General features: G+C 65.5%; 12 protein-coding genes. 11 read left to right on the top strand and 1 reads right to left on the bottom strand.

What is annotated here, in order from left to right:
- Positions 1-133 precede the first annotated feature (133 nt).
- From GFD18_RS04485 to GFD18_RS11045, 6 genes are all read left to right on the top strand, one after another.
- Entirely contained in the window at positions 134-340 is a 207-nt protein-coding gene (locus tag GFD18_RS04485; RefSeq protein WP_163198325.1) for a hypothetical protein, read from the top strand.
- A gap of 342 nt (positions 341-682) precedes the next feature.
- The gene (locus GFD18_RS04480; protein ID WP_163198933.1) at positions 683-2,278 is read left to right on the top strand and encodes a diaminopimelate decarboxylase family protein; all 1,596 of its coding nucleotides are present in this window, start codon (positions 683-685) and stop codon (positions 2,276-2,278) included.
- A 107-nt stretch (positions 2,279-2,385) separates the two neighbouring features.
- On the top strand, positions 2,386-3,696 hold the full coding sequence (locus GFD18_RS04475) for a homoserine dehydrogenase (RefSeq protein ID WP_163198323.1): 1,311 nt from the start codon (positions 2,386-2,388) through the stop codon (positions 3,694-3,696).
- Positions 3,697-3,772: 76 nt separating this feature from the next.
- Positions 3,773-4,819, top strand: coding sequence for a homoserine kinase (gene thrB, locus GFD18_RS04470; RefSeq protein WP_163198321.1), 1,047 nt, complete (start codon positions 3,773-3,775; stop codon positions 4,817-4,819).
- Between the two features lie 41 nt (positions 4,820-4,860).
- On the top strand, positions 4,861-6,192 hold the full coding sequence (locus GFD18_RS04465; RefSeq protein ID WP_163198319.1) for a Maf family nucleotide pyrophosphatase: 1,332 nt from the start codon (positions 4,861-4,863) through the stop codon (positions 6,190-6,192).
- Positions 6,193-6,320: 128 nt separating this feature from the next.
- Complete coding sequence (locus GFD18_RS11045; protein ID WP_318644316.1) at positions 6,321-8,564, top strand: acyltransferase family protein; 2,244 nt, start codon at positions 6,321-6,323, stop codon at positions 8,562-8,564.
- Positions 8,565-8,676: 112 nt separating this feature from the next.
- Here the strand turns inward: GFD18_RS11045 and GFD18_RS04450 are convergent, their stop codons facing one another.
- Complete coding sequence (locus GFD18_RS04450; protein ID WP_163198318.1) at positions 8,677-9,618, bottom strand: AEC family transporter; 942 nt, start codon at positions 9,616-9,618, stop codon at positions 8,677-8,679.
- Between the two features lie 316 nt (positions 9,619-9,934).
- On the opposite strand from GFD18_RS04450, the gene GFD18_RS04445 reads away from it, so the two are divergent.
- From GFD18_RS04445 to GFD18_RS04425, 5 genes are all read left to right on the top strand, one after another.
- Positions 9,935-11,038, top strand: coding sequence for a LacI family DNA-binding transcriptional regulator (locus GFD18_RS04445; RefSeq protein WP_163198316.1), 1,104 nt, complete (start codon positions 9,935-9,937; stop codon positions 11,036-11,038).
- A gap of 314 nt (positions 11,039-11,352) precedes the next feature.
- The gene (locus GFD18_RS04440) at positions 11,353-12,984 is read left to right on the top strand and encodes a xylulokinase (RefSeq protein ID WP_191997311.1); all 1,632 of its coding nucleotides are present in this window, start codon (positions 11,353-11,355) and stop codon (positions 12,982-12,984) included.
- 44 nt (positions 12,985-13,028) lie between these two features.
- A complete protein-coding gene (locus GFD18_RS04435; RefSeq protein WP_163198314.1) occupies positions 13,029-13,721 on the top strand; it encodes an L-ribulose-5-phosphate 4-epimerase in 693 nt (230 codons plus the stop codon).
- A 338-nt stretch (positions 13,722-14,059) separates the two neighbouring features.
- On the top strand, positions 14,060-15,577 hold the full coding sequence (gene araA, locus GFD18_RS04430) for an L-arabinose isomerase (protein ID WP_163198312.1): 1,518 nt from the start codon (positions 14,060-14,062) through the stop codon (positions 15,575-15,577).
- 432 nt (positions 15,578-16,009) lie between these two features.
- A complete protein-coding gene (locus GFD18_RS04425) occupies positions 16,010-18,580 on the top strand; it encodes a Spy0128 family protein (protein WP_163198310.1) in 2,571 nt (856 codons plus the stop codon).
- Positions 18,581-18,653: the final 73 nt, after the last annotated feature.

Raw genomic sequence — 18,653 nt, 5'->3', positions numbered from 1 at the left:
CGCTGCATCTCGACGGCTGGCAACCCCATGGGACGGCCTTGTCATCCGGCAATGAGACGTTATATGGCCGAATGATTCCGGGCACGGGGGTGGTTGTATCGGAAACCACGAACGCCATGGCAGAGAAAACGTCATGGAGTTGGTTTTATCGGGGAAAATTCCTTCCGTGCCAAACGACTTTGTCACGGAACCGATTTTCCGATTAAAAAATGGTTCCGTGGCAGAAAAACCTGGCACGGAATGGAACGCACGTCCTTTTTCGTATTCCGTGACGGATTTTGACGATGAACAGGTGAACGGAGCCTTGAAATCATGCGGTTTCCTGTTGCCGGCATGGTGATGATTATGCCAGGGAACGGCAAAAACGTCGGATTGCCTGCTCCGTGACGAAGAATCATGGCACGGAAGCGAAAAATAATACGATTATGCGTTCCATGACATCGTCAAGCCGCAAACGAAACCACGCTGTGGCCGACTATCCCGTTATGGGACGGCGGGGGCCGGTCGGCGCGGCATCTGGCAGAATTGACGGTACCGTACGTAATTTATGAACGGTTCGCGGACGACAATGGGTGCGTAAAAACCAATGCGTGACACGGAGTCGCAGACGCCGATACGCGAACACCGACGAGCACAGAATGGAGCGACGATGAGCGGGAAGACCGAGGAGAAGGCATTCGCGATGGGCAAGGGCATCACGCCGATCTGGCCGGCGGCCACCACGATCGATGGCGACGGGGCCATCGAATTCCACGGACGCACCGCCGAATCCCTGCTCGACGAATTCGGCTCGCCGCTCTACCTCATCGACACCGACGAGGTCGCCGGCCGCGCGCGCTACTTCGTGCGCGCCGCCGCCGACGCCTTCGCCAACTCCATCACGCACGTGAGCTTCGCCGGCAAGGCGTTCCTCTCCAAGCGCATCGTGCGCGAGGTCATCGACGCCGGCATGCACGTCGACACCTGCACCATGGGCGAGATGCGCATCGCGCTCGCCGCCGGCGCCCCCGGCCGCCGTCTCGTGCTGCACGGCAACAACAAGACCGACGCCGAAATCGAACTCGCCGTGAAGAACGACTTCGCCAAGATCGTCATCGACTCGGCCGACGAACCCGCCCGCATCGCCGCGATCGCCCACCGGCTCGGCAAGCGCGCCAAGGTCATGCTGCGCGTGACCTCCGGCATCCACGCCGGCGGCCACGAATACATCTCCACCGCGCACGAGGACCAGAAGTTCGGCGTGCCGCTGCTGCCCGCCGGCGCCGACACCGCCGCACTCGGCGTGCTCGACGACCTCGGCGACGTGACGCCCGCCGCCACGAACGCCCGGCTCTCCACCGCGAACTCCGCCGCCGATTCAGCCGCCGTCGACGGCAAGCCGGAACGCGAACTGCGCTACGACATCAAATACCCGTACGACCTGAGCCACGAAGAGGTCTCCGACGCCGACAAGGCGCTCGCCAAGGCCATGACCGTCGTGGCCGACGGCCCCGCGCTCGCCGTGCTCAAGAGCATCGCCTCGTTCGGCGACGACCTCGAGCTCGTGGGCATCCATTCGCACATCGGCTCCAACATCCACGACGCCGACGCGTTCATCCAGGCGGCCAAGCGCATGATGCTGCTGCGCAAGACCTTCTACGCGACCGACGCCTACACGCTGCCCGAGGTCGACCTCGGCGGCGGCTACTCCGTGGCCTACACCGACGGCGAGGACTCCATGGACGTGCGCGTGGAGCTCAAGCGCCTCGCCGACGCCGTGGCCTCCGTCAACCGCGCGCTCGGCATGCCCGCGCCCGCCATCTCGTTCGAGCCGGGCCGCTGGATCGTGGCACCGGCCGGCGTGACCCTCTACCGTGTGGGCACCATCAAGCCCGTGCATCTGACCGACGCCAAGGATTCCGCCGGCAACCCCATCGACGAGCGCGTGTACGTCTCCGTCGACGGCGGCATGAGCGACAACATCCGTCCGGCCCTCTACGGCGCCGATTACACGGCCCGTCTCGCCAACCGCGCCGGCTCCGAGGAGACCATGCTCGCCCGCGTGGTCGGCATGCACTGCGAGTCCGGCGACATCGTGGTGCACGAGGTGCGCCTGCCCGCCGACACGAAGCGCGGCGACATCCTCGCCGTGCCCGTCACCGGCGCCTACGGCCGCACGATGGCCAGCAACTACAACCAAGCGCTCATCCCCGCCGTCGTGGGCGTGAGCGGATCCGGAGCCAGTGTGATGCTCCGCCGCCAGACCATCGACGACCTGCTGGAACTCGACCAGGACTGACGGTGTGCACGGTCCCATCAATCCGCGGTCTGTCGCTTTGCACCCGTAGGATTGAATAGGTTGTAATTCCAATGCAAACGTACCGTCTTTGGGAAGGACGCAAGGATATGGCACAGAACGAAAGCCCGATTCGCGTAGCACTGCTGGGCGCCGGCACGGTCGGCTCGGCCACCGCCCGCCTGATCGTCGAACAGAGCGAGGAGCTTGCGCACCGCATCGGCCGCCCGATCGAGCTCGTCGGCGTCGCCTGCCTCGACCCGGACGAAGTCAACGTGCCGTGGATCGACAAGTCGCTGCTCACCACCGACACCGCCGACCTGTGCACCAAGGCCGACATCGTCATCGAACTCATCGGCGGCACGACCGCCGCGCACACGTTCGTGATGAAGGCCATCGAATCCGGCGCGTCCGTCGTCACCGCCAACAAGGCCCTCATCGCCAAGTACGGCCCGGAGATCTATGCGGCCGCCGAGGCCAAGGGCGTCGACTTCTACTTCGAGGCCGCCGTGGCCGGTGCCATCCCGATCGTGCGCCCGCTGCGCGAATCCATGGTCGGCGACAGGATCACCAGCATCATGGGCATCGTCAACGGCACGACCAACTACATCCTCGACGAGATGACCACCAAGGGCCTCGACTTCGACGTGGCGCTCAAGGACGCGCAGGCCAAGGGCTACGCCGAGGCCGACCCGACCGGCGACATCGAGGGCGAGGACGCGGCGAACAAGGCAGCCATCATGGCGTCGCTCGCGTTCCATACCGACGTGCGCATCGACGACGTCTCCGTCGAGGGCATCACCAAGATCACGGCCGACGACATCGCCGCCGCCACCGCCGAGAACAAGGTCATCAAGCTACTCGCCGTGTGCGAGAACTCTGAGGCCGGCGTCTCCGCCCGCGTGTACCCGGCGCTGATTCCGAACGAGCATCCGCTCGCCAGCGTGCGAGGCAGCTTCAACGCCGTGTTCGTCAAGGCCGAGGCCGCCGACGACCTCATGTTCTACGGCCGTGGCGCCGGCGGCGACCCGACCGCCTCCGCCGTGGTCGGCGACGTCGTCACCGAGGCCCGCCACATCACGCACGGCTGCACCGGCCCGTCCATCCCGATGTACGCGAACCTTCCGAAGGCCCCGCTCAACGCCTCGCGTTCCGCGTTCGCCGTGCGCTTCGTGATCCACGACAAGCCGGGCACGCTCGCCGCCATCGCCGAGGAGTTCGCCAAGCGAGGACTTTCCATCAACGGCGTGAACCAGGACCTCAAGCCCACGCTGCACGAGCCGGGATACAGCGGCGAGCTGCAGCAGCTGCGCCTCGTCACCCATCTGTGCGACGAGGTCACGCTGCGCGAGGCCGTCGAAGCCGTGAGCAAGCTCGACTTCGTGACCGGCGAGGCCACCATCCTGCGAGTCATGGCCTGATCCGCACCAATCATCATCCGATGATGTCGTCCCGTATGGAATGCCGTGCGGGACGACATTGCGACTAAGGAGCATTATGAAGTTCGCCACCGATGCCGTGCGCGTATCCGTTCCCGCCACCAGCGCCAACCTCGGCCCCGGCTTCGACGCCGCCGGCCTGGCCCTTGGCGTGCGCGACGAGCTGAGTTTCCGTCTGCTGCCGACCGCCGGCGCGCAGATCGAGATCCATGGCGAGGGCGAGGACACGCTGCCGCGCGACGAATCGCATCTGGTCGTCCGCACGTTCCGCCGTGCGCTCGACGAACTCGGCCTGCCGCAGGCGGGCGTCGAGCTGGTGGCGCACAACCGCATCCCGCAGGAGCGCGGCATGGGCTCCTCCGCCGAGGCCATCGTGGCCGGCGTCTCCGCGGCGGTCGCCTTCGCCGGCTACGGCGACGAGGCCCGCGACTTCATCTTCGACCTCGCGGCGCATATCGAAGGGCACCCCGACAACGTGGCGCCGGCCGTATACGGCGGCATGACCGTTTCGTGGGACTTCGAACCGAAGACCGAGGTACCGATCACCGACGCGCCGTCCTCGAAGGAGTCGAACGTGGTGCCCGTCTCCGGCGATGCGGCCCTGTTCCCCGGCTCCACCGAGCCGTTCAAGGGCGGCTACCATACCGTGAACTACCCGGTCGGCGACCTCATCAACGCCTGGGTGTTCGTGCCCGACTACAAGCTTTCCACCGAGGAGGCGCGCAAGGCCCTGCCGCTTGAGGTGCCCCGCACCGACGCCCTGTTCAACGTCTCGCGCGTGGCCCTGCTGCCAGCCGCCATGAGCGGCGCCTCGGGCCGCGACACCAACGCGCTGCTGTTCTCGGCCACCGGCGATACGCTGCACCAGCACTACCGCAGCTCGCTGATGCCGCAGTCGTGGGAGCTGATGACGTTCCTGCGCGCCCACGGATACGCGTCCACGATCTCCGGCGCCGGCCCGTGCGTGCTGGTGCTGCACGAGGGCGACGATTCCGCGGCCCTGACGAATCTGCTGTTCGAGAACTGGCTGTCGGCCGGCCATTGGCGTATGCTGCATCCGGCGATCGACCGCCAGGGTGTGTTGTTCGGACCGGAAGAAGCCTGACGGTTTCTTGAACGTCCTGTAGTTGAGGAGAGGTTTTTCCGTTGGCGATTCCGGTGATTCTCGCGTCCAAGTCCAAGGCGCGCCGTGATGTGCTGTTCCATGCGGGCATCCGCCCGACGATTCGCGTGTCGCATGTCGACGAGGCGGCCGTCGTGGTCAATACCGCGGCGCAGCAGGGCATCAGCCCCGACGACATGACCACGCAGGAGCGTGTGCCGCTGCTGGCGCGCGCCAAGGCGGCCGCCGTGTATCGTGACTATCTCGCCATCGCCGCCACCGCCGCCACCGCGGTCGGCGAGCAGCACGTCTCCCATCCGCTTGCGGACGGATTCGGAACGGTCGCCGAAACCTCCACCATCCAGGAAGCCCTTGAACAGCATCGCGGCATGACCAACGCCATGGCCGGTCCGCTGATCATCGGCTGCGACTCCATGTTCGAACTCGACGGCGTGCCCTACGGCAAGCCGCATACGGTGGAGCACGCCCGCGAGCGCCTGCGTCTCATGCGCGGCCGCACCGGCACCCTGTGGACGGGCCACTGCGTGATCGACGCGGCCACCGGCCGCATGGTCAGCCGCGCCAGCCACGCCGAGGTGACGTTCGCGAACTATTCCGACGACGACATCGAACGCTACATCGCCACCGGCGAGCCGCTCGAAGTGGCCGGCTCCTTCACGCTCGACGGGTTCGGCGGCGCGTTCATCGACGGCATCCAGGGAGACCCGAGCGGCATCATCGGCCTGAGCCTGCCGCTTACCCGCCAGCTGGTCGAGGAGCTTGACATCGCCTGGACCGACCTGTGGAACCTCGACCGCGACACCCAGCAGAACGGCGGCACCATCAACTCCGAGTGGGAGACCCCCAAGGAGAACGTGCTGCAGCCGGGCGACGGGTTCATCGACTGCGCGTGCGGGCACAAGCACTGGGGGCTCAACGGCGCCGCCGGCGTGCTGCTGGCCCGCCGTGACGCCGAGACCGGCATCATCACCGACGTGCTCATGCAGCACCGTGCCCTGTGGAGCGCCGAGGGCGGCACGTGGGGCATCCCCGGTGGCGCCATCGCCGACGGCGAGAGCCCGCTCGAGGGCGCGCTGCGCGAAAGCTTCGAGGAGGCGAACATCCGCCCCGAGAACATCACCGTCGTCGGCTCGTATCTCGAGGACCATGGTCCGTGGGGCTACACCACCGTCTTCGCATTCGAGAAGCCGGGCCATACCGTCGAGCCGCGCGCCAACGACGATGAAAGCCTCGAGATCGCATGGGTGCCGTTCGACGAGGTCAGGAACCTGAAGCTCCTGACCGCGATGAAGACCGACTGGCCTCGCTTCGAGGAGCGTCTGCGCCACATCGCCGCCACCACCTTCGACCGGTAGCTTCTTCCGCGGCGTTCCTCCGGCAGGCGCGTTCCACGGCGATGACCGTGATTTCGGGGAGTTGATTTAGCTGCGATAATTCAAGATTTCGTAACCTGCGGCGGTGGGGGAGGGGGTACGCTGTACCCGTGAGCGAAATCAGAGGGAAGAGCGGCTCGCCGGCGAAGCATACGCATTTCGCCGGCATCGACGGCCTGCGTGCATTGGCCATCATCGGCGTCATCGCGTTTCATACGAGGCCGTCGCTGCTGCAGGGCGGATTCATCGGTGTGACGCTGTTCTTCGTCATCACCGGATTCCTGGCCACGCGTTCCGTGCTCGGCGTCGTGGACTCCACCGGCGCGTTCGGGTACGGCCGTTATCTTGCGCGCCGCGTCAAGCGGCTGCTGCCGCCGACGCTGGCCATCATCGCCGTCACTCCGGCGCTGGTATGGCTGTTCGCACCGAGCCTGCTGCAGAAGGTCGTCTCCGACGCGCTGCCCAGCGCCCTGTTCGCCAGCAACTGGGTGTACATCTTCCGCAAGGTCCCGTATTTCCAGGCCGCCGGCCTGCCGTCGCCGCTGACCCATCTGTGGTTCCTCGGCGTCACCATGCAGTTCTATATCATCTGGCCGCTGCTGCTCATGGCGCTCGGACGCCTGACGAAATCGAAGTGGATTCGCTCCATCGTGGTCGTCGTCATCATGATCGCCTCGTCCGCGGCGATGTTCCTGCTGTTCGATCCGGGCAGCACGTCCCGCGTGTACTACGGCACCGACACCCGCCTCGCCGAGCTTGCCGCCGGCGCATTGCTCGCCGTCTGGATGGCTCCGAGGCCGTCGGAGGAGCCTGCGGTTTCCGCCACCGGGCCGATGCCGGCGCCCGCGCGGACCGTCGACGGCCTGCCCTCCGTGCCGTTGCCGGCCGGCGCGTCGTCGATGCCCGTGCCCGTCGTCGATGCCACCGTTCCGCTCCCCGCCTCCGATACGGCGCCCGCGCCTCGTCGCGGCGCCGCCGTCATCCTCGCCGACGTGCTCGGCGCCGTGGCGCTTGCCGCGCTGCTTGCCGGATTCTGGTTCGCCAACGGCTATCTGTCGTATATGTATCAGGGCGGCTATGCCGTGGCCGCCGTCGTGTCGCTGATCGCGCTGGCATGCACGGTGCAGGAACGTTCCATCTGGCCGAAAGTGCTTGGATGCGCGCCGCTGCATTACATCGGATCGCGTTCGTTCAGCCTGTATCTCGTGCATTATCCGCTGCTGCAGATCATGAATCCGGCCACGCGCACCGAGGCGCTGCCGTGGTGGGGATGGCTCGTGCAGCTCGCGATCATCGTCGCGGCCGGCGAGGTGTTCTATCAGCTGGTCGAGGCCGCGAGGAGGCATGCGGCGAAGCCGGCTGCGGAGACGGAACCGAAGACGTCGGAGCCGGCCTCTTCGGAATCAATCGACCTCGACAAGGCTCCCGCTCCCGTGGGGAGGCCGATACCGGGACTGCCGGTTCCGGATGCGTCGCCGCTGCCGGTGGAATCTCCGGCCACGGCGGCCTTGGCGCCCGCCGCCGTCGCCTCCGCTCCGCGTCGCTCGCCGTTCGGCTTCCTCCGTTCCTCCGGTCTTCGTCCCGGCGCATGGGTGATGTCGGTGCTCGGCGTCATCGTCGTCATCGCGCTCACGTGGGCGCCGGTCAACTGGGCGCAGATCGCCCAAGTCCGGGCCGTCCAATTGCGGCCGGAACTCGCCGAGCGGACGACCGGCAGGCCGCTGAAGCCCAAGCCGAAGCCGAAACCCAAGAAGACGGCGTCGGCGTCGGCCGGCGCCGCCGCATCCGCGAAGCCCACGCCGACGGTCACGTCGAAGGCGGAGAAGGTGCCGAACAACTTCGACATCTCGAAATACCGTTATGACCCCGCCACCCAGAGCTGCAGCGCCGACATCATGATGGTCGGCGATTCGGTGACGTCCGGCACGTCGGAGTTCATCCAGGAGACGTTTCCGAACGGATTCATCGACGGCAAGCCGAACCGCCAGATGCCCGAGGCCGTCGGCATCTATCAGGCCGACGTCGCCGCAGGGCACAACGGCAGCGTGGTGATCTTCGGGCTCGGCACGAACGGCATCATCGAAAACGAGCAGGAGGTGCAGAAGCTCATCGATGCGACCGGCGGCAAGCCCACGTTCTTCGTGACCATCCGCATGCCGTACCCATGGCAGGAGACCAACAACAACAAGATGCTGCGTGCGGCCGCAGCGAAGAACCCCAACGTCGGCATCATCGACTGGCACGGCTACAGCGAAGGCCATAGCGAATACTTCGGCGACGACGGCATCCACCCGGGCATGACCGGCGCCGCGGCCTACGCCACGATGCTCCGTCAGGCCGTCTGCGGCCAGTAGTCAGCTCAGCAATGCCGCGATGACCGCAATACTGAGCCGTAAAGCGGACAGCCCGGTGGACTGTCCGTAGGCGATGCGAAGTCGTCGCCAAGACGACGAGGGTTCATTGCGGTCAGCTCAGCAATGCTGCGATGAGCGCAATGAACACGGGCGACGTCATCGTGGACAGCAGGATGCCGTCGCGGGCGAACGTGAGGCCGACGTTGTACCGCGCCGCGTAGTTGTATACGTTCTGGCCGGTCGGCAGGGCGGCGAGCACCACGCACGCGTACAGCGTCGCGCCGCGGAAGCCCATCACGAAGTAGGCGAGCAGGAACGCGATGACCGGCATCACGATGTTCTTCAGGATCGCGACGGTGAGGATCGCCGGACGCGATGACTTCTGCTGCATCGGCCTCGTGCCGTGCAGCGACATGCCGAACGCCATGAGGATCATCGGAACCGCGGAGTCGCCGATCATCTTGATGGGGTCGAAGAGGAAATTCGGCAGGAACCAGCCGGTCTTCGCGTTCACGGCCGAGAGGATAATGCCCAGCAGCGAGCCGATGAGCAGCGGCTGATGCAGCGGCTGCTTGGCGATCTCCCTGAGCGACACCTTGCCCTTGGTGGTCACGTCGAGCACGGTCAGGCCGACGGGTGTGAAGATGGCCTGCTGCATCACGAGGATGGGCGCGACCAGCGCCGGATTGCCGAGAATGTACGTGGCGATCGGCAGGCCGATGTTGTTCGAGTTGAGATACAGCGAATTGAGCGCGCCGATCGTCGTGTCGGCCGCGCCCATATGGAAGAACAGCCTGTTGAGGATGACGAACAGCAGGCCGACGAGCGCCGCCGAGAAGAACGCCACGATGATCGACGAATGGAAGATCTCGAAGATCGGCTCCTTCGCGAGGATCGCGAACATGAGGCAGGGGCTCGAGACGAAGAAGCTGAAGCGGTTGAGCACCATCTGCCCCTGCGGCCCGCCGATGTGCATGCGCGCGGCGACGTATCCCACCGCGATGACGATGCCGATTACACAGAACCCCTGCATTGCGCTCAACAGGCCTGGCATGATGCTCCCCTCCGTTTGGTACGCGTCAATACTGCCACAGGCCCCGTATTACGCCGGGTCTGTTTCACCGCACGTCCGTCGCGCATCCGTCGGAAGCGTCCTCGTCTCTCGTCGACATGTAATTTGGGGGCATAGGGGGAGGAGTGTGAAATTCGGTGCGGAAATCCGCGTTGCGACGTCGTGTCGTTTGTGATTGCCGTTACCATGGTCACAGGAAGCCGTGAGCGCTAACGGAACGTCAAACGATTTTCCAAAGGTGATTGAACGACGATATGACACGGCGAGATACAAACGACGAAGCCGGAGGTTTTGAGGTATGTCGAGCAAGCGCGTGTCCATCTTCGAAGTTGCCCGTGCGGCGGGGGTCTCCCATCAGACCGTTTCGCGCGTGATCAACCACTCCCCGAACGTGTCGCCGACCACGCGGGCCAAGGTGCAGGCGACCATCGACGAGCTCGGCTACCGTCCGTCCGGTGCCGCCCGCGCGCTCGCCACGCAGCGCACGCGCACCATCGCGCTGATCGCCGGCGGCATGAGCTACCACGGCCCGCTCTCCACCATCTCGTCCATCGAGGCCATGGCCCGCAAGCACGGCCTGTACGTGTCCATCTCCATCATGAACGACCACGAATACAACCAGAAGGCGTTCGAGGAGGTGGCCAACGCCTGCCTCGACCAGGGCGTGGAGGCGTTCGTGTTCGTCGCCCCGACCGAGCCGATGGTCGAGGCCGCGCTTTCCGCCCGACTGAAGGTGCCGCGCGTGATTCTCACGTCGTCGCACGGATCGTCCGACGTCGACATCGAGGAGATCATCGCCAAGGATCCGACCACCGTGTGCCTCGGCGTGGACCAGTGGTCGGCCATCCGCTCCATCGTCGAGCATCTCGCCGCCGAAGGGCATCGCCGGACGATCTATTTCGCCGGTCCGCAGGACTGGCGCGACGCCGCGACCCGCCGCATCGCCTGGGAGACGGAAAGCGCCGCGGCCGGCATCGAATCGCGGACGCTCGAGGTCGGCGACTGGTCCGCACAGTCGGCATACGATCTTTTCGAGCGATACCTCGCCGGACTCGACGACCCGAAGACGCAGCTGCCCACCGCCATCGTGGCCGCCAACGACCTGCAGGCCACGGGCATCCGGCGCTCGCTGTACGAGCACGGGTTCTACGTGCCGAAGGACGTCAGCCTCGTCGGATTCGACGACATGCCCGGCGTGGACAACGCCATCCCGCCGCTGACCACCATCCGCCCCGATTTCTCGGCGCTGGGTGTGGCCGCCATGCGGACGCTGTTCTCGCTGCTCGGAACGAAGGGCGAAGCGGCTGCGGCGCCGAAGCTCGATCTGCCGCGACATCATGGCGTCGCCACGATCACGGCCCCGCTCATCGTGCGCAAGTCGACGGCGGCGCCGACCCGCTGACCGGGCTCGCGGAACGCCGTCGGCGGCGCTCCGCGGAGTGTGGTTCCCCTGCGGGCCGTCCCGTCGGCGGTAGGATGGAGTCTGATGCGATGCATCGGCTCATCCGCCGACGGGGACGGGAAAGGTTTCATAACAAATCAAATAAATTAGCGTCAGACGTTGCGCCGCCGGCGTGGCGGGTTGTACGATAGTAGCTAGAATGTGAGCGTTCACAACCACGGGTTCGATGGTCACTTCCAGAAGGTCCGCAGGTTCTGATGCGCAACAACGACGTTGGTAATCACATACTGACCGGAACAACAAGGAGTAGACACATGAGCGACGCCTCCGATATGGACATCTCGGGAATCGTCGAAAAGATCCGTGCGGGCAAGACCTCGCTGGGCATCGAGTTCGGTTCCACCCGAATCAAGGCCGTGCTGATCGACGACAACTACAACACCATCGCATCCGGCGACTACCAGTGGGCCAGCCATCTTGAGGACGGCCTGTGGAGCTACTCGGTCGAGGAGATCTGGAAGGGCCTGCAGAGCGCCTACGGCGCCATGGCATGGGACGTCAACCAGGCCTACGGCATCGAGCTCACCCGCGTCGGCCACATCGGCTTCTCCGCCATGATGCACGGCTACCTCGCCTTCGACAAGAACGACGAACTGCTCGTGCCGTTCCGCACCTGGCAGAACACCAACACCCACGAGGCCCACCTCAAGCTCTCCGACCTGTTCCAGTACAACATCCCCGAACGCTGGAGCATCGCGCACCTCTACCAGGCCGTGCTCAACAAGGAGGAGCACGTCGGCAAGGTCGCCTACTTCACCACCCTCGCCGGCTACGTGCACTGGAAGCTCACCGGCAAGAAGGTGCTCGGCGTGGGCGACGCCTCCGGCATGTTCCCCATCGACCCCACCACCCACACCTGGGAGAAGGACCTGCTCGCCAAGTTCTCCGCCCTGCCCGAAGTCGCGGCCCAGCCGTGGAAGATCGAGGACCTGCTGCCCGAGCCGCTCGTCGCCGGCACCCCCGCCGGTGAACTGACCGCCGAAGGCGCCAAGCTGCTCGACCCCTCCGGCAAGCTCCAGCCCGGCATCGTGCTCGCCCCGCCGGAAGGCGACGCCGGCACCGGCATGGTCGCCACCAACTCCGTGCGCGTGCGCACCGGCAACGTCTCCGCCGGAACCTCCATCTTCGCCATGGTCGTGCTCGAGAAGAAGCTCGCCCGCCTGCACCCCGAAGTCGACCTCGTCACCACCCCGGCCGGCGACCTCGCAGGCATGAGCCACGCCAACAACTTCACCTCCGACCTCAACGCCTGGGTCGGCCTCTTCGGCGAATTCGCCAAGGCCATCGACCAGCCCGTGAACACCGGCGCCCTCTACGGCACCCTGTTCCGCCTCGCCATCAGCGACCAGGCCGACTCCAACGCCGGAGGCCTGCTCAACTACCCGTTCCGCTCCGGCGAATTCCTCGCCGGCCTCGAAGAGGGCCGCCCGCTCTTCGCCCGCAGCCCCGAGGCCAACATGAACCTCGCCAACTTCATGCGCGCCCAGCTGTTCTCCGCGTTCAGCCCCGTCAAGATCGGCATGGACGTCATGACCAAGGACGAAGAGGTCAAGGTGGACTCCCTCGTGGGCCACGGCGGCATCTTCACCACCCCGAAGGTCGCGCAGAAGATCCTCGCCGCCGCGTTCGACACCCCCATCAAGGTGATGACCACCGCGGCCGAAGGCGGCGCCTGGGGCATGGCCGTGCTCGCCGACTACCTGTGGCACACCCCGTGGCCGCTCGACGAGTACCTCGACCAGCGCGTCTTCAAGGACGCCCAGTCCACCACCGAGACGCCCGACCCCAAGGACGTCGAAGGATTCGAGGACTTCTTCGCCCGCTTCCAGGCCGGCCTGGCGATCGAGAAGAGCGCCGTGCGCAACATCGACCTCGAAAGCAAGTGATTCTTTCCACAACGTCAACAAACAACGAAGAAAGGTAGCCGAACATGGCAACTCTGGCAGATTACGGCCCCGAAGTCCGCGCCGAAGTCAAGCAGGTGCGCGAGGTCGTCTCCAACCTCCACCAGCAGCTCATCAAGTGGAACCTCGTCGTCTGGACCGCCGGCAACGTCTCCCAGCGCCTGCACACCGCCGACCTCATGGTCATCAAGCCGTCCGGCGTGCGCTACGAGAACCTCACCCCGAACTCCATGGTCGTCACCGACCTCGAAGGCAACGTGGTCGACGGCTCCGAGGCCCCGTCCTCCGACACCGCCTCCCACGCCTACATCTACCGCAACATGCCCGACGTCTACGGCGTGGTCCACACCCACTCCACCTACGCCACCGCCTGGGCGGCCACCGGCCAGAACATCCCGTGCGGCCTGACGATGATGGGCGACGAGTTCGGCGGCCCCGTGCCGGTCGGCCCGTTCCGCCTCATCGGCTCCGAGGCCATCGGCAAGGGCGTCGTCGAGACCCTCGCCAAGTACCCGAAGTCCCCGGCCGTCCTCATGCAGAACCACGGCCCCTTCACCATCGGCAAGGACGCGGAGTCCGCCGTCAAGGCCGCCGCCATGACCGAGGAGGTCGCGCACACCATGTGGGCGGCCCGCCAGCTCGGCGACATCATCGAGATTCCGCAGGCTGACATCGACAAGCTGAACGACCGCTACCAGAACGTCTACGGCCAGCACTGATGAGATGGAGTGTCATCCGCGTTGCGGGAGACTCGACGTACCTTCGTACGCCTTCGCCTCCCGCGCCTTGATGACACACGCATCTCATCAATGCTCCGCACTGACCTGACGGAGCGTCCGCGGCGTTGCGGACAACTCGACGTACCTTCGTACGCCTTCGTTGTCCGCGCCTTGCGGCCGCACGCGTCAGACCTGACGGAGCGTCTCCGGCCTGTTGGGGGAATCGACGTACCCTTGTGCGCCTTCACCTCCCACCGCACCGGATCCGCACGCGTCAGACCGCGCAATAACCCAAACACTTACACAAAGAAGTAACCACAACATAAAAGGAGCCAATTATGGCATTCGAAAACCCCTTCGAGGGCAAGGAAATCTGGTTCGGCGTCGGCTCGCAGGACCTCTACGGTGAGGAAGCCCTCCGCCAGGTCGCCATCCACTCCGGCGAAATGGTCGACTACCTCAACAAGACCGGCAAGATCCCGGCCAAGATCGTCCTCAAGCCCACCCTGAAGTCCTCCGACGGCGTCAAGGAATTCATGGTCGAGGCCTCCGCCAACCCGAACGTCATCGGCGTCATCACCTGGTGCCACACCTTCTCCCCGGCCAAGATGTGGATCCGCGGCCTCGAAGTGCTCACCAAGCCGCTCCTGCAGCTGGCCACCCAGCACCACAAGGAGATCCCGTGGGAGACCATCGACATGGACTTCATGAACCTGAACCAGGCCGCCCACGGCGACCGTGAGTTCGGCTACATCGTCTCCCGCCTCGGCATCCCGCGCAAGATCGTCGTCGGCCACTACACCGACCCCGAGGTCGCCGAGAAGGTCGGCACCTGGGCCCGCGCCTGCGCCGGCTGGGACGCCTCCAACAACATGAAGGTCATGCGCTGGGGCGACAACATGCGCAACGTCGCCGTCACCGAAGGCGACAAGACCGAAGCCGAGCGCGTCTTCGGAGCCTCCATCAACACCTGGGCCGTCAACGAGCTCGTCGCCGCCTACGACGCCGTCAAGGACGACCAGGTCAAGGAGATCATCGAGGACTACAAGGCCAAGTACGACGTCGACCCCGCCCTGCTCGACGCCAAGTACGACTCCCTCTTCATCGCCGCCAAGGAAGAGGCCGCCATGGTCAACATGATGCGCGCCAACGGCTGCACCGCCGGCGTCGACAACTTCGAAGACCTCGGCGCCCTCCCGCAGCTCCCGGGCGTCGGCCCGCAGCGCTTCCCGTCCGAGTACGGCTGGGGCTTCTCCGCCGAAGGCGACTGGAAGACCGCCGTCCTCGTCCGCATCGGCGCCGTCATGGGCTACGGCCTCGAGGGTGGCGCCTCCCTCATGGAGGACTACTCCTACAACTTCGCCGAAGGCAACGAGCTCGACATGGGCTCCCACATGCTCGAGGTCTCCCCGTCCATCGGCACCATCGCCAAGCCGAAGCTCGAGATCCACCCGCTCGGCATCGGCGGCAAGGCCGACCCGGTCCGCCTCGTCTTCTCCGGCGCCCCCAAGAAGGATGCCGTCGTCGTCTCCATGGCCGACGAGCGCGAACGCTTCCGCCTCCTCATGGACGTCGTCGACGTCGTCGAGCCGCAGGGCTCCCTCAAGGATCTCCCGTGCGCCCGCGCCGTCTGGAAGCCGCAGCCGTCCCTCAAGACCGCCGTCCAGTGCTGGATCACCGCCGGCGGCTCCCACCACACCTGCATGACCACCTCCGTCGGTCGTGAGGCCTGGGAGGACTTCGCCCGCATCGCCGGCGTCGAACTCGCCGTCATCGACGAGAACACCACCACGCGCCAGTTCGAGAAGGAGCTGGAGCTGTCCGAGATGTACCACCGTCTCAACAACCGTCACTGATTGACGGAGTGTCATCCGCGTTGCGGGAGACTCGACGTACCTTCGTACGCCTTCGTCACTGATGGGAACCGGATAACGCCCCGTTGTTCGGCTTCCATCGTGTGAGGGTGTATGCTTTGCCCCGTTCGGATTTGTTCCGGACGGGGCTTTGTCTTTTGACGCGCCGAAGGTGACACGTCGGGCAACACTATGTGATGATTCGTTGAAAACGGGGGATTTCGGCAAATCGTCAGCCATCAGGCAATCACAACGCGGCATCGTCAGACAGGGGAGTGTTCCCTTGTTTTCGAGGGGACGTCAGGGGGTTCATCCGCAGGGGATTCCGAAGCTAGCGTGACTCATTGAACTATATCCACGGATATTTCGCTGATTCGCATATCCGGCGTCACAGAGGCTTGTACCGGCGCAGGTATGCATGAGGGGAGAATGAACATGAGTCCTTTGCGTACGCATGCCGAGAAACGCGGCCTGCGCGGCATCGCCAAGGCTGCCGTGGCGGCGGTCGTATCCATCGCCACCTTCGGCACCATGGCCATCGCCGGCGCCAGCGTCGCCTCGGCCACCGAAACCACGGCCACGCTGCCGCAGCCCGAAAGCTCCAAGACCGTCACGCCGAACGGTGACGGCACCTACACGATGAAGCTCAGCGTCACCGGCAACACCGCCGAAGACAGCACCGTCAAGACCACCCCGGCCGACATCGTGCTCGTCGTCGACAAGTCCAACAGCATGAAGGGCGAACGTTTCGACACCGCCAAGACCGCCGCCACCGGTCTGGCGAAGAAGCTGCTCACCGCCGACAACGCCAAGGCCAATGCCGTGCGCATGTCCGTCGTGACATTCGAAACCACCGCGCAGAACGCGACCGCCTGGACCACCAACGCCGGAGCGGTGAGCGCCGCCATCGGCGTACAGCCGAGCTATAACGGTGGCAACAGGGGCGGCACCAACTGGGACGATGCCCTCGAGAAGGCCAACGCCATTTCCGCCCGCCCCGAGGCCACCAAGTACATTGTGTTCCTCTCCGACGGCCTGCCCACCTTCCGCAACGGACGGCAGTGCACCGGTCCATTCTGGCAGCAACAGTGCACCGACATCTCCGGCAACGGTCAGGACGACCGGGACGGCCTCAACTACGACGCCGCCCTCGCCGAGGCCAAGCAGCGCGGCAACGCCGTGCTGTACTCCGTGAGCGCCGACCGCGACGCCAACGCGCGCATGGACGACCTCGCCCGTGAGGCCAGGGGCACCTTCTTCGACGGCAGCGATTCCGCCAAGCTCAACGATGCGTTCGACAGCATCTTCAAGAAGATCACCACCTCCGCCGCCTACCGCAACGTCGTCATCAAGGACGCGCTCTCCGACTACGTGACCTTCGCCGACACCAACGCCGACGGCACCCCGAAGTTCACCGCCACCAAGGACGGCAAGGCATGGGCCGCAGCCCCCGCCCCGACCGTCGAGGGCAAGAACATCACCTGGAACCTCGGCTCCGCCAACCTCGACACCGTCAAGTACGAGCTGTCCGTGACGCTCAAGCCCACGCAGGCCGCCTATGACAAGGCCGTGGAGAACGGCGGGAAATCCACGCTGCCGTCCAACGACGACGCCACCGTGAGCTACGACGTCGTCACCTCCGTCAACGACAAGGAGACCGTGAAGTCCGGTACTCCGTTCCCGCTGCCCCACGGCAACATCACCGTGCCCGTCTCCAAGGTGACCATCCAGAAGGAGTGGAAGGGCGACGGCCCCAAGTCCGACGTGACCGTCGGACTCTACAAGAACGGCGCCAAGTACAAGGACGTCACTCTCAACGAAGCCGGCAACTGGACCAAGGACGTCATCGTCCCCGCCGGTCTCGATACCTACACGTGGAGCGTCAAGGAGTCGACCGTGCCCGAAGGCTACACCGCCGCCATCTCCGACGGCAAGCAGTTCGCCGCCGGCGAGGCCGACTTCGTCGCCATCACCGTGACCAACACCTACAGCGTCAAGCCCGCCACCCTGAGCGGCAAGGACAACCTCAAGGGCACCAAGACGTTCACCGGCCGCGCCGATGACAAGTGGCTCGACACCGACAAGTTCGCCTTCACCCTCGACGCCAACAACGACGACACCGCCGCGGCCGTCGAGGCCGGCGACGTGACGCTGCCCAAGGACACCACCGTGACCGTCGACAAGACCGCCGCCGACGGCGCCTTCAACTTCGGCGACATCACCTTCGCCAAGGCCGGCGACTACTCGTTCAAGATCTCCGAGGTCAAGGGCGACATCCCCGGCGTCACCTACGACACCCACGCCTACGTGGTCAACGTGAAGGTCACCGACAACGGCAAGGGCCAGCTCGAGGCCGTCGCCACGCCCGGCACCGCCAGCAGCGAGTTCAAGAACACGTACGCCGTCACCGGCGACGTGACCTCCGACCCGCTCACCGCCAAGAAGACCCTCACCGGCACCAAGCTCACCGACCAGCAGTTCGCCTTCACCGCCGCCTCCGACGATGAGGACGCCCCGAAGTTCCAGCACCCGACCGCCAAGAACGACGCCGACGGCAACGTTAACTTCGGCACCGTCACCTTCGACAAGGCCGGCACGTACGTCTACAAGGTGGCCGAGACCAACGACGCCCAGAAGAACGTCAAGTACGACGACACCACCTACACCGTCACGTACACCGTGGCCGACGACACCAAGGGCGGACTGACCATCGAGAAGACCGCGATCGAGAAGGTCGCCGCCGACGGCACGAAGACCGCCGCCGACGCCATCGCGTTCGTGAACCACACCTCGATCCCCGCCACGCCGCTCACCCCGGCCAAGCCCGTCGAGAAGCCGAGCAAGCCGGCCGAAAAGCCGACGACCCCGGCCGCCAAGCCGCAGGCCGAGCCCAAGACCCCGGCCAAGCAGCTGGGCCGTACGGGCGCCGCCGTGGCCGGCATCGCCGTGTTCGCCGCCATCGCGGCGATCGCCGGTGCCGCCATCGTCCGTCGCCGCAAGGCCTGATTCGCGGTAATCGACGGACGGCGATCATCCGGTGATCATCGTCCGATAATCACCGACCGATAATCACCGGCCG

Source organism: Bifidobacterium saimiriisciurei (genome assembly GCF_010667655.1).
Classification (GTDB): domain Bacteria; phylum Actinomycetota; class Actinomycetes; order Actinomycetales; family Bifidobacteriaceae; genus Galliscardovia; species Galliscardovia saimiriisciurei.
This window is presented reverse-complemented; position numbering and strand designations above follow the sequence as displayed.